The sequence below is a fragment of the Snodgrassella alvi genome, assembly GCF_002777745.1.
Taxonomy (GTDB): domain Bacteria; phylum Pseudomonadota; class Gammaproteobacteria; order Burkholderiales; family Neisseriaceae; genus Snodgrassella; species Snodgrassella alvi_D.
In genome coordinates, this window is the sequence record NZ_MEIO01000064.1 from 57,488 (window position 1) to 70,829 (window position 13,342).

9 protein-coding genes are annotated in these 13,342 nt (G+C 40.9%); 7 read left to right on the forward strand and 2 right to left on the reverse strand.

The window, feature by feature from the left end:
• The first annotated feature begins 11 nt into the window (after window positions 1-11).
• From BHC51_RS11755 to narI, 5 genes are all read left to right on the forward strand, one after another.
• Complete coding sequence (locus BHC51_RS11755) at window positions 12-1,379, forward strand: NarK family nitrate/nitrite MFS transporter (RefSeq protein WP_100100615.1); 1,368 nt, start codon at window positions 12-14, stop codon at window positions 1,377-1,379.
• A gap of 93 nt (window positions 1,380-1,472) precedes the next feature.
• Window positions 1,473-5,168 (forward strand): nitrate reductase subunit alpha, encoded by a 3,696-nt coding sequence (locus BHC51_RS11760; RefSeq protein WP_100154115.1) that lies wholly within the window; start codon window positions 1,473-1,475, stop codon window positions 5,166-5,168.
• A 15-nt stretch (window positions 5,169-5,183) separates the two neighbouring features.
• Window positions 5,184-6,734: a nitrate reductase subunit beta gene (narH, locus tag BHC51_RS11765; protein WP_100154116.1), complete on the forward strand. Its 1,551-nt coding sequence runs from the start codon at window positions 5,184-5,186 to the stop codon at window positions 6,732-6,734.
• 10 nt (window positions 6,735-6,744) lie between these two features.
• A complete protein-coding gene (gene narJ / locus BHC51_RS11770) occupies window positions 6,745-7,380 on the forward strand; it encodes a nitrate reductase molybdenum cofactor assembly chaperone (protein ID WP_257381738.1) in 636 nt (211 codons plus the stop codon).
• Window positions 7,381-7,393: 13 nt separating this feature from the next.
• On the forward strand, window positions 7,394-8,083 hold the full coding sequence (gene narI, locus BHC51_RS11775; RefSeq protein WP_100123758.1) for a respiratory nitrate reductase subunit gamma: 690 nt from the start codon (window positions 7,394-7,396) through the stop codon (window positions 8,081-8,083).
• 250 nt (window positions 8,084-8,333) lie between these two features.
• Here the strand turns inward: narI and BHC51_RS11780 are convergent, their stop codons facing one another.
• On the reverse strand, window positions 8,334-8,951 hold the full coding sequence (locus BHC51_RS11780) for a LexA family protein (RefSeq protein ID WP_180296504.1): 618 nt from the start codon (window positions 8,949-8,951) through the stop codon (window positions 8,334-8,336).
• 393 nt (window positions 8,952-9,344) lie between these two features.
• Here BHC51_RS11780 and BHC51_RS11790 point away from each other — a divergent pair, with 393 nt between their 5' ends.
• Together BHC51_RS11790 and BHC51_RS11795 are read left to right on the forward strand one after the other, a co-directional pair.
• On the forward strand, window positions 9,345-9,773 hold the full coding sequence (locus BHC51_RS11790; protein WP_100154119.1) for a hypothetical protein: 429 nt from the start codon (window positions 9,345-9,347) through the stop codon (window positions 9,771-9,773).
• Between the two features lie 471 nt (window positions 9,774-10,244).
• Window positions 10,245-12,692 (forward strand): carboxypeptidase regulatory-like domain-containing protein, encoded by a 2,448-nt coding sequence (locus BHC51_RS11795; protein WP_100154120.1) that lies wholly within the window; start codon window positions 10,245-10,247, stop codon window positions 12,690-12,692.
• Between the two features lie 35 nt (window positions 12,693-12,727).
• Here the strand turns inward: BHC51_RS11795 and BHC51_RS11800 are convergent.
• Window positions 12,728-13,342, reverse strand: a 615-nt coding sequence (locus BHC51_RS11800; protein WP_143558853.1) for an IS3 family transposase, incomplete at its 5' end; no start/stop codon positions are given.

The window sequence follows — 13,342 nt, forward strand, 5'->3', positions numbered from 1 at the left end:
GTGAGGTTAGTATGGGTAAGGTTTTGAAAGACTGGCGGCCGGAAGACAAGCAGTTCTGGCAGGCTGGCGGTCGTGCGGTGGCACGCAGGAATTTATGGATTTCGGTTCCTGCACTGTTACTGGCATTTGCTATCTGGCAGGTGTGGAGTGTAACGGTGGTGAAGTTGCCTCAGGTGGGCTTTAAATACAGCAGTAATGAACTGTTCTGGCTGGCAGCGTTACCGGCGCTATCCGGGGCAACTTTGCGGATTTTCTATTCGTTTGTGATACCGATTTTCGGGGGACGCAAGTGGACGACGATTTCTACTGCTAGTTTGTTGATCCCTGCGCTGGGATTGGGTTTTGCGGTCCAGAATCCAGATACTTCCTATAGTACGATGTTTGTACTGGCTCTGCTATGTGGTTTCGGTGGTGCGAATTTTAGTTCTTCTATGTCAAATATCAGTTTGTTTTTTCCGAAAGCTGAAAAAGGCCAGGCGATGGGTGTTAATGCTGGTTTAGGCAATCTGGGTGTTTCTGCTGTACAGATTGCGGTACCGCTGGCGATCACTACTTGTCTGTTTGGTGTGCTGGGCGGTGAGGCACAGACGATTACCACGCCACAGGGAAGTACGCAGGTATGGCTGCAAAATGCTGGTTTTATCTGGGTGCCGTTTATTGTGCTTAGTACGCTGGCTGCATGGTTTGGTATGGATGATATCGGCAGCCTGAATGCTTCACTGAAGGAGCAGGCAGTTATCTTTAAACGTTTGCATAACTGGATTCTGTGCTGGTTGTATGTGGGTACGTTTGGTTCATTTATTGGTTTTTCTGCTGCTTTCCCTTTACTGATTACTCGTTCTTTCCCACATGTTGATGCAATTAAGCTGGCTTTTCTGGGGCCGTTTGTGGGGGCGGTGCTGCGTGTAGTGGGTGGGTGGCTGTCTGACCGTATGTCCGCTGCGAAGTTAACTGAAATCAGTTATGTGATGATGATCGTGGGGGTAATTGGTGTGCTGGTGTTTCAGCCAATGAGCGGAAATGCAGGCAATTTTGTAGGCTTTTTTTGTAGCTTTATGTTGTTGTTTGCGTTTAGTGGTATTGGTAATGGTTCGACTTATGCGCAGGCGCCACGTATTTTCTCGTTGTTTCACCGTAATCTGCATGGAAATGTTAAAGAGGCTGAAGTACACGCAACTAAGGAATCAGCTACGGTGTTGGGTTTTATGGGTGCGATTGGTGCTTATGGCGGTTTTCTGATTCCGAAAAGTTTTGGGTCTTCGATTGAAGCTACTGGTAGTGCATCAATGGCGTTATGGGGTTTTATAGTTTTCTATGTGAGCTGTCTGCTGATTAATTACTGGTTTTATGTACGTAAACAATCTATGACACGCTGCTAGTTTGCTGTAATTATGCCATTGTTTTGATGGCATTGAGAAGTATAAATCAATAAGAAACTGTTTGAGGCTGCGGCCTTTATGGAGCACAAATTCATGAGCCATTTTTTAGACAGACTGAATTTTTTACGTAAAACCAAAGAAACTTTTTCTGCTGGACATGGTGCAGTGGTGGCAGAAGGGCGTGAATGGGAAGATGCTTATCGCCAGCGCTGGCAGCATGACAAGATAGTACGTTCTACTCATGGGGTGAATTGTACGGGTTCGTGTAGCTGGCGCGTTTTTGTGAAAAACGGGCTGATTACGTGGGAAATGCAGCAGACGGATTATCCACGCACCCGTGCTGATTTGCCTAATCACGAACCACGCGGCTGTCCGCGCGGTGCATCTTATAGCTGGTATGTGTATTCAGCACAACGGGTGAAATATCCGATGATCCGTGCATCTTTGCTGCGAATGTGGCGGGAAAGACGCCAGAGTATGGGAGCGATTGAGGCTTGGCAAAGTATTACCCAGAATCCTGAGTCGGCGAAAATATATAAATCTCAGCGTGGTCTGGGTGGCTTTGTGCGTCTGGACTGGAGTGAGGCTTATGAAATTATTGCTGCGGCCAATGCTTTTACGATTAAGGAGTTTGGTCCTGACCGTGTAATGGGTTTCTCGCCGATTCCGGCAATGTCGATGGTGAGCTATGCTGCTGGGTCACGCTATTTGAGTCTGATTGGCGGCGTACCATTGTCATTTTATGACTGGTATTGTGATTTGCCACCATCCAGTCCGCAAACATGGGGCGAACAGACTGATGTAGCAGAGTCTGCTGACTGGTATAACGCTAATTATCTGATGGTGTGGGGTTCTAATGTACCGATGACGCGTACGCCTGATGCGCACTTTTATACTGAGGTACGCTACAAGGGAACGAAAACAGTAGCGGTTTCATCAGATTATGGTGAAATGGTGAAATTCAGTGATATCTGGATGGCACCGAAGCAGGGTACGGATGCGGCACTGGCGATGGCGATGGGGCATGTAATTCTGAAAGAATTCCATTTGCAAAATCCATCGGCATATTTTGTCGATTACTGTCGTCGTTTGACTGATATGCCCAATCTGGTGGTTCTGAATCAGGATAATGGTCGTTTGTTGCCCGGCTATTTCCTGAGAGCCAGCCAGATTTCCGGTGGGTTGGATGAAAGTAATCATCCTGAATGGAAGACGCTGGTAATTGATGAAAATACTGGCGATATTGTTGCACCGAAAGGGTCAATTGGTTTCCGCTGGGGTGAGCAGGGTAAATGGAATCTGCGTGCAGAAAAATCTGATAGCTCTGAAATTAAAGCACTGATTTCTCTTGATAAGAATTATGATGAAATTATGGGTGTATCTTTTGACTACTTTGGTGGTGAAGATGCAGCTGAAGTGCTTGTGAAAAATATTCCGGTCAAGCAGATTACTAATGCGGATGGCGAACAGATTCTGGTAACCACTGTATTTGATTTGATGTGTGCTAATTATGGTATTGACCGTGGTTTTGGTGGTGATGGTGTTACTGATGATTATATGGCTGATGTACCGTATACACCGCTATGGCAGCAGAAACATACCGGTGTCAAACCGGAGTTGGTGATTCAGGTTGCACGTGAGTTTGCTCAGAATGCGCATGAAACGCATGGACGCAGTATGGTGATTGTGGGTGCTGGTCTAAATCACTGGTATCACATGGATATGGCCTACCGCGGCATTATTAATATGCTGATGATGTGTGGCTGTATCGGTCAGAGTGGTGGTGGCTGGTGTCACTATGTAGGACAGGAAAAATTGCGTCCACAAACTGGCTGGGCACCTTTAGCGTTTGCAGCCGACTGGAACCGGCCATCACGACAGATGAATGGCACGTCTTTCTTTTATGCGCATACCAGTCAGTGGCGTCATGAAAAGCTGAGTATGGCCGAAGTGATCGCACCCACTCATGCTGGACAGATGGCAAATATGAGTCAGCTGGATTTTAATGTAAAAGCTGAACGTATGGGCTGGCTGCCTTCGGCACCACAGCTGGCACGCAATCCTCTGGATGTAACCCGTGATGCGGAAGCTCAAGGTAAAGATCCGATTGCTTTTGCTGTTGAGCAGATGAAATCTGGCACGCTGGATATGGCATGTAATGACCCGGATAATCCGCAGAATTTCCCGCGCAATCTGTTTGTATGGCGCTCGAATATTCTTGGTTCTTCCGGCAAGGGGCATGAGTATTTCCTTAAATATCTGCTTGGTACTCAAAATGCGCTGATGAGTGATGAAAGCACTGCCATTATGCCGATTGATGTGCAAGTACGTCCGGCGGCTGAAGGTAAGCTGGATTTGCTTACTGTGCTGGATTTCCGTATGTCTACTACCTGTTTGTATGCCGATATTGTGTTGCCAACAGCTACTTGGTATGAGAAGGATGATTTGAATACTTCGGATATGCATCCGTTTATCCATCCTATGAGCGAAGCGGTGAAGCCATTATGGGAAAGCAAGACTGATTGGGATATTTACCGGGGTCTGGCCAAGGCTTTTTCAGAAACGGCGAAAGATTATCTAGGCGTACGCAAGGACTTGGTATTAACACCATTGATGCATGATAGTCCGGAAGAGCTGGCTCAACCGTTTGACCCTAAAGATTGGAAACTGGGTGAGTGTGAACCTGTGCCGGGCAAAACCATGCCGAAAATGACGGTAGTGGAACGTGATTATGGCGCGATTTATGACAAGTTTACTTCTGTAGGCCCATTACTGGAAAAAATCGGTAATGGTGGTAAGGGCATTAGCTGGCAGACCGCAGCAGAAGTTGATTTATTGCGCAAGCTGAACAATACCCAGCATGAGGGGGTCGCCAAAGGGCAACCGAAGCTGCACAGTGCTATTGATGCAGCAGAAATGATTCTGACGCTGGCGCCGGAAACTAATGGTCATGTAGCAGTTAAAGCTTGGGAAGCTTTATCTAAAAATACTGGTATCGACCATACTCATCTGGCGATCGCACGTGAAGATGATGCCATTCGCTTCCGCGATGTGCAGGCGCAGCCACGCAAAATTATTTCTTCGCCTACGTGGTCTGGTCTGGAAAGCGAAAAAGTCAGCTATAACGCTGGTTACACCAACGTGCACGAATTGATACCGTGGCGTACGCTTACCGGCCGCCAGCAGTTTTATCAGGATCATAAATGGATGCGACTGTTTGGTGAGGGGTTGGTTTCCTATCGTCCAGCGGTTGATCTGAAAACTACGCTGAATGTACAAGGCCATTACAGTAATGGCAATCCGGAAATTGTGCTCAATTTCATCACTCCGCACCAGAAATGGGGTATTCACAGTACCTATTCTGACAATCTGCGTATGCTGACTTTATCTCGTGGTGGTCCGCATGTCTGGGTATCTGAAATTGATGCCAAACGCGCAGGTTTGCAGGACAACGACTGGGTAGAAGTATTCAATGTGAACGGTACTTTAACCGCTCGTGTGGTAGTGAGCCAGCGTGTACCGGAAACCATGATTCTGATGTACCACGCACAAGAAAAAATCGTTAATGTGCCCGGTTCAGAACTGTCTGGCAAACGTGGCGGTATTCATAATTCTGTCACTAAGGTGGTGATGAAGCCAACTCATATGATTGGTGGCTATGCGCAACTTTCATGGGGCTTTAATTATTACGGCACGGTGGGCACCAACCGTGACGAGCTGGTGGTGGTACGCAAAATGAACAAGGTGGATTGGTTGGATCAACCAGCTAAAACCCCGGTGGCAGAATAAGTAAGGAATACAATCATGAAAATACGTGCACAAATTGGAATGGTGTTGAATCTGGACAAGTGTATTGGCTGCCATACTTGTTCTGTGACTTGTAAAAATGTTTGGACCAGTCGCGATGGGGTGGAATATGCATGGTTTAATAATGTAGAAACCAAGCCAGGTATAGGATATCCGAAAAACTGGGAAGATCAGGAACAGTACAAAGGTGGCTGGGTACGTGAACGTTCTGGCAAGCTGAAACTGAAGCAGGGCAATCGTCTGAAAATATTGGCAAATATTTTTGCTAATCCAAATATGCCTGCGATCGATCAGTATTATGAACCATTTACCTATGATTATGAGCATCTGCAAAAAGCACCACTGATGCAGACGCCGCCTACAGCGCGGCCGGTTTCGGTATTAACCGGGCAGAAAATGGATAAAATCGAATGGGGACCAAATTGGGAAGATGATTTGGGTGGTGAGTTTGCGAAGCGGTCAAAAGATAAACTCTTCGATGGGATTCAGAAAGATATTTACGCTGCTTTTGAAAATACCTTTATGATGTATCTGCCACGCTTATGTGAGCATTGTCTTAATCCTGCCTGTGTGGCCAGTTGTCCGTCTGGTTCTATTTATAAGCGCGAAGAAGACGGGATTGTTCTGATTGATCAGGATAAATGTCGTGGCTGGCGTATGTGTGTATCTGGTTGTCCGTATAAAAAGATTTACTATAACTGGGTAGCTGGCAAAGCGGAAAAATGTATTTTCTGCTATCCACGCATTGAAGGCGGGCAGCCAACCATCTGCTCGGAAACCTGTGTTGGCCGAATCCGCTATCTTGGTGTATTGCTCTATGATGCTGACCGTATCAGTGAAAGCGCGGCAGTCGAAAATCCGCAGGATTTATATGAGCAGCAATTGGATATTTTCCTCGATCCGAATGATCCAGAAATTGCCAAGGAAGCGCTGGCTCAGGGTATTCCGGCTGACTGGATACAGGCTGCGCAAAATTCACCGGTTTATAAAATGGCAGTTGAGTGGAAAGTAGCATTTCCACTTCATCCTGAATACCGTACTTTGCCGATGGTGTGGTATATCCCACCGCTATCACCAATTCAGTCAGCAGTTGAATCTGGCGTAATCGGGGAAAATGGCTTAATTCCGGAAATCAAGGATATGCGTATTCCGCTTGAGTATTTGGCTAATCTGCTTACTGCCGGTAAAACTGAACCGATTGTGAATGCCTTGCAAACCATGATTGATATGCGTAAATACATGCGTAGTAAATCGATTTACTCAGACGAACAGGCATTACAGGAATTATCCGGTCATCGACTCACTGCTACTCAAATCGAAGAAATGTACCAGATTATGGCCATTGCGAATTATGAAGATCGTTTTGTTATTCCTAGTGCGCATAAAGAATTGGTGAGCAATACATTTGAAGAAAAAGCAAGCTGCGGTTTCTCTTTTGGTGATGGCTGCCACAATGGCCATAGCAGGGAAAGTCTGTTTGGTACCCGCAAAGCTGCGCCGATTGTTTTTCATGGTTTGCGCAAGAAAAATGAACGTGAGTCAGTTTAAGAGGATGAAAATGTATAAGATTTTATCCATTTTACTTAGTTATCCGCGGCAAGAATGGCTGAACCATATTGAAGAGCTATCCAATGCTGTCAGTATGCAGGCTACGGTTGAGCAAGCTGCTGCCTTACAGCCATTCTTTGCTTATTTGCGCACACACGATGAAATCAGCCTGCAAGAAGTGTATGTTGATACTTTTGATCGCAGTCGCCACCATGCCTTGCATTTGTTTGAACATCTGCATGGCGAAGACCGTGCCCGTGGACAGGCAATGGTAGATCTGCTGGCTGAGTATCAGTTACGTGGGCTGGAACCGGAAAATAATGAATTGCCGGATTATCTGCCTTTATTTTTGGAGTTTCTGTCCAGTATTGAAATTCAGGAAGCTCAGAATTTGCTGGCTGATGCGGTGCATGTGATTGGTTATATTGCGGAAAATCTACATAAAAATCAGTCTGTTTATGCTCCGGTAATGGATGCAGTCGTGGCTTTATCACCCGTAGCTCCAGAACCGTTACAGGCAGCACCTGTGCGCAATATGGATGAAGCTTTGGAAAAATTTGGTCCCACTGCAGAGGGGCTGGAACCCTTATTAAACCAGCCGTCAGTGCAGGAAGTGCAATTTTTCCGCAACAAAAAACTTAGTTAAGCCGGGAGACAGCATGTATTATCTTAATCAATTCATTTTCGGCATTTATCCTTATATTGCCGCCAGTATTTTTTTTCTGGGCAGTTTGATTCGTTTCGATACTAACCAGTATTCTTGGAAATCCGAATCCAGCCAGCTGCTGTATCCACGTCTATTACGTGTTGGTAATATTTTGTTTCACATTGGTGTGCTTGGGTTGTTTTTTGGCCATCTGATCGGACTACTGACACCAGTTATTGTCTGGGATACGCTTGGAATCAGTCATGAAACCAAACAGCTTACAGCCATGATTGCTGGCGGTAGTATGGGTACTCTGGCTTTAATTGGTCTGCTGATGCTCATTTTTCGCCGTTTCGGTTGCGCGCGCCTGCTGGCTAACAGTAGCTGGCGTGACAAGCTGGTTTTAATTTGGCTGCTGATAACACTCTGTTTAGGGTTGGGTACGATTCATGTTTCTGCTCACCATCTGGATGGGGAAGAAATGATAAGTCTGATGCAATGGGCGCAGCATATTGTTACTTTTAGAAGTGGTGCAGCCAATATCATTGCTCATGTTGACCCGATATTTAAATTACATCTGTTTATGGGTATGAGCGTATTTGTGATTTTCCCGTTTACTCGTTTGGTGCATATCTGGAGCGGTTTTGGCGCGTTGGTGTATCTGAAGCGAAAGGCACAACTAGTTAGAAGCAGACGTTATTAATATTCATTACAAAGGAACAGGAAGGCAGTACTGGTATTCAGTACTGCCTTTAAATTATTTATTATTTGTTTAAAGTAACATAAACAAAACAATTGAAATCACTATTGATTTGATACAACTTTATAAAGCATAATTAGACCAAACTTACAGCATCATTATGATAACAACCAGCCAGATGGCTATTATATCCAATCAATGTTGCAGTTCCTTTATATCAGGTCAACAATCAATCCTAATTATATACAGCGAATTAAATATATATTTTAAATTTTTCTACTACTACACCACATATATGAAAGTGTTGGGACATTTCAATAATCGGATAACGGTTATTCAGTGGTTTCAGATAGTAATGGCTACCCTCATGGATATACTGCTTGAACATGGCTTCGCTATCATTTTCACGCACAACAACAAAACAGCCGTGTTGTACAGGCTGTTCCGGTTCAACAACAATTTTATCGCCCGGTGTAAATTCAGGTTCCATACTATCACCTTTGATTTCCAGCGCAAATGCTTGTGCTCCCGGCTTACGTAATGTTGGAACCCAAATATTGCCAGCTGCAGTTAAAGCTTCTTTGTCCCTTTGTGTAGCTGCATCTACCCACGTCAGCAGGGGTACTTTGTAACCATTAAACAGAATTTCGTTAGCTTCAAATGAACCAATACCAAAATGCTCTGGCTGTACTACGTCAGCAAAATATGAGACTAGTTTATCAATATGCGCTTTGTCAACCCGGCCAGTTTGAATCCAACTGGTTACAGAAGGTGGCTTTATGGCAAATGCGCGAGCCACATCAGCCTTACGTACGCCTTTGAGTTCAATTGCAGATTTGATTGCCTCACCTAGTTTTTTACCTGTATACATGATCATCCTTAGTTTTTACCTAATCTTATTTAGTTGCAATATAATTAGGCAATGAATTGCAATTTATTAGTTAATGGCTTATTATAATGCCTATTCTAATGTGTAATTATACTTTTTACTTACTGATATCTATTTTTTATAAGGCTAATAGCGAAATATATTTATTAAACTACAATATTATACTTGCTAAAGTTTTGATTTTTAAATACACGGCTACTGCCCATAAAGGGGAAAGATATGATTTTACTAAATATTTGTTAAAGAGAAATGTAATCTGATTATATTTATAAGGTATTAGCGAATCAGAGATAAGTCCACATTTAGTTAAATACTACTTTAATTATTAAGTATAACTTAAATGTTTTTAGCACATCACTTAGATAAGGTGTATCTATGACAGACTATAAAATAGAAGTTGATCTGGCAGAAAATGTATTGCGTGCTTATGAGTACTGTATGAGAGATACTGTCAAAAAAGGGCATTGCCGAAGTATAGAATGGAAATATCAGGCTGCTACTCCTGCCAAAAACAATCAGCAAGCACTTTATCCTACTTATCAGCCGGAAGTATATGATATGGTAAAAATTACAATGGGAAACCTGTTTTACAAAAATCGTGAAGCATTTTCTACTTTATCAAGCAAATATTGCAAATTAAGCCCTTTATATAAACGTCAGAATCAGAATACTGCCAAACGCAATCAACGCCGGCGCTATTCCAGTAAAGATTGGAATCAGGCTATTGAGCAAAGTTTGTGGCTTTTCTGGCAGGAAATGAAGCAGCAACCTCTATTTGAAAAATATTTTCGTTTTCCCAATTGACAAATCAAAAATATACTTTATAATTAATAACAAAATATAGGTATGCTTAACCTTAAACAGCTGATTTGTTAAGTTCCCGAAAGGGAGCTTTTTTGCGCTTATAATAAGCATATTTGTTTAATATAAATTTGCTTGAAAATATTTTTAATCTTTAAAACCGGATTCTTGTTGAAAGAACCCGGTTTTTGTTTTAATGGAACTTTTTTATGAGTTATTTTAAAAGTTTGGTCTTACGAATTGACATAGTTGATAACCTTATTAGGTAAACCCCATTTAAATTTTATCAATTTTAAAAGAAGATTTAGCTAGCTATCAGCGATAAAAAACTTTTACAAAAAGATTAGGTGTATTGGTTTATTAATTTATTTATAAATTGAATTTATATAGATTAGTTCTTAAATTTAAAATAATTAGACATAATTAATAATTCTATTTGTATCTTATTGATTAACTTTTTTATAGGTTGTTAAAATGAATTATATGCCCAAAAAAAATAATATCCTTTTGGATGAAATAAATTTTAAGGAGACAGTAGCATGGTTAAAACAGCAGCAAAATAATGATGGTTCATATGCATCAGAGAATGATATAGCTTCACCAGTACAGTCTACCAGTGAGACTTTAAATGCTTTTTATACTATAAACTTAAATAATGATTCTAGTCAGGAATCAGCACTTATTTATTTAAATACATCTCATGATGATAATACTGAAACTCTTTCGCGTCGAATTATCGCAAACGCTGAGTATGGAGTAGATAATTCAGATTTGGTGTTACAACTCAAATCTTACCAAAATCAAAATGGAGGATTTGGTTTTAGTGCAGGTTTTGATAGTTTTGTACTGGATACTGCATGGGCATTAAAAGCCTTAGTAAAAGCCGGACTTATCAAAAGTAAAGAAGTAAACAATGCAATTACATGGTTATCTTTTCAACAGCAAACTAACGGAAGCTGGAGTAATGATTTAGGCCAGAATGATGTATATAGTTCAGCTATAGCAATGAATGCTTTATGGGAATGCCAAAATGTATATAACATTAATAATATTTTAAAGCAAGGAGTAGACTGGCTACTTGGACAGCGTAATATTGATGGTGTTTGGGCATTTACTGATCATACTGCGTTAGTGTTACTGGCTGTTCTTCCTGCTTTAGATGATTTGAGCGAAATTAAACAGGCAATTGATTATTTAGTTTCTACCCAGAATAATGAGAAAAATTGGGATGAAGATGTTTATGTTACTGCATTGGTGCTGCATGCTTTAAATAATATAGGTTTAATGGTAGATACAGAAACTCCATTATTACAGGGTAAAGTTATTGATGCAGAAAGCAGACAACCTCTTGCTGGTGTAAATATTAGTTTTCAAGGGCAGTTCACTTCGACTGATAATAGTGGTGAATTTATTTTGCCATTAAAAAATACGGGTAACAGTCAGATAAGTTTTTCTCTCAGCAGTTATACAGAAATTGTTAAAAATATTATTATTTCAGAACTAAAATCCTTTCAATTAGGCACAGTACAATTAAAGCGTAAATCTAACAGTTCAATTATTAAAGGTTTTATTACTGATCAGCAGACAGGAACTGCAATTGATGGTTTAAATATCACATTATCTGATGGTCAGATTATTACCACAAATAATGGATATTATCATGCTCTCGTGGAACCTGGCACAATCACACTTACAATAATTGCCCATAATTACCGTACTATATCTGCAGATATTGTGGTTAATGATGGGGAAATTGTTGATTTTTCACCAGCTTTGATATTAAAACAGAATTCCGTTCCAAATAAATCAACGATAAGTGGAAGAATTTTAGATGACCAGTCAATGTTGCCCATAATGGGAGCAATTATTGAGCAGGATGATGGCATTCAACAAACTACAGGTAAAGATGGTGTATTTAAATTTACCGATCTAACAAAGAATTCTTACACATATATTATAAAATCTAAAGGGTATGATAAAAAAGATATACAGATTTCCATTACTGGAAGTGGTGAGTTTAATTTAGGTGATATTTTATTACATAAAGAGGCTGCTGTTACAGGTTCAATTATTCAAGGTATTATTAGCGATGCTCAAACTGGCAAACCACTTTGTGGGGCAAAAATTTCAATAACTGGTGCTAATAATAAAACTATATATTCTAATGCTGAAGGTAATTATAAATTTGATGGTCTAAAAGCAGGTGAAATTGATATCAATGTTTCAATTGACGGTTATGAAGAAGCTAGTACACATTCAACAATTGATAATTGCTCAGAGTATATTTTATCTGTTGGACTACATGCGAATGTCGAATCAGGATCTGACAATCCAGGTAACACAGGAAATAATGAAAAAACTGCCATCAAAGGCATAGTAGTAGACGCTGCCACAGGTCTACCTTTGTCTGAAGTTGTAATTGCAGCAACCGTAAAGAATATCACTACAGTTAAAGTAACTGATAAAACGGGTGAATTTTTATTTGAAAATATTGATGACGAAATTGTATCACTTACTTTTACCAGAAAGAATTATCGCTATACCGCTTTTGAAATTAGTATGTTTCAACAACATATTAATGATTTGGGTCAAATCAGATTACCAGAAATTAATAATTTAAATGATGAAAAATTGGCAGATCTTGTTATTGATTTTGTTGATCCTAAATACATTAATACTGATCAGCAGAATTTAGAAGTAAGCGGTACACTCAGAGTTACTATTTCAAATACTGGTAAAGCGGATGTTCCTCCCGGAATTAGTCTTATTGCTTTTAAAGATAATAATCGTAATGGTATGTTTGATGCTGGAATTGATACTATTTTAGGTCAAATAGTTACAAATCAATCTTTAAAAATTAATCAGACTGATATTTTTACAATTCCTGTATCTGGTAAGCTGGATTTTAAAGATGCTCTGTAAATACCCCAAACTTAGTACAAGATTCAAGTAGAAAATTATGCTGCTTGTTTTAGGGTTTTATATTCAATCGGCGTCATATTATTTAATGCTTCATGAGGCCTTTCCGTGTTATAAATGGTTAGCCATTCTTCGGTTACCTTTCTTGCTTGTTCCAGATTATTAAATAGATATAAATCTAGTACCTCTGTGCGATAGGTGCGATTAAATCGTTCAATATATCCGTTTTGATATGGGCTACCTGGTTGAATATAATCTATGGTTATACCATGTGACTTTGCCCAGTCGATGAATGTTTTTCCGGTAAATTCCGGTCCATTATCCACTCGTATTTTGAGTGGATAGCCATGATATTCGGCCAGTTTATTTAGGTAACGGGTAATCCTGCCAGCAGGTAAACTAACCGCAATATCAATGCCTAACGCCTCACGATTAAAGTCATCTATCACATTGAAGGTTCTAAAACGCTGTTGATTGCGACTGCTGTCACTCATAAAATCCATTGACCAGCATTCACCTTGTTTATTGGGTGCTGATAGCCTTTCTGGGCTTCGTGGAGGAATGCGTTGTTTACGCTTTACCCTGAGATTAAGCTTTAATTCACAATACACCCGATACACACGTTTATGATTCCATTTATAGCCGAGCTTTCT

Excerpts from the sequence above, each read along its gene's own strand:
- BHC51_RS11755 (WP_100100615.1), top strand. The coding sequence starts at position 12 with ATGGGTAAGGTTTTGAAAGACTGGCGGCCGGAAGACAAGCAGTTCTGG.
- narH (WP_100154116.1), top strand. The coding sequence starts at position 5,184 with ATGAAAATACGTGCACAAATTGGAATGGTGTTGAATCTGGACAAGTGT.
- BHC51_RS11790 (WP_100154119.1), top strand. The coding sequence starts at position 9,345 with ATGACAGACTATAAAATAGAAGTTGATCTGGCAGAAAATGTATTGCGT.
- BHC51_RS11780 (WP_180296504.1), bottom strand. The coding sequence starts at position 8,951 with ATGTATACAGGTAAAAAACTAGGTGAGGCAATCAAATCTGCAATTGAA.
- BHC51_RS11795 (WP_100154120.1), top strand. The coding sequence starts at position 10,245 with ATGAATTATATGCCCAAAAAAAATAATATCCTTTTGGATGAAATAAAT.
- narI (WP_100123758.1), top strand. The coding sequence starts at position 7,394 with ATGTATTATCTTAATCAATTCATTTTCGGCATTTATCCTTATATTGCC.
- BHC51_RS11760 (WP_100154115.1), top strand. The coding sequence starts at position 1,473 with ATGAGCCATTTTTTAGACAGACTGAATTTTTTACGTAAAACCAAAGAA.
- narJ (WP_257381738.1), top strand. The coding sequence starts at position 6,745 with ATGTATAAGATTTTATCCATTTTACTTAGTTATCCGCGGCAAGAATGG.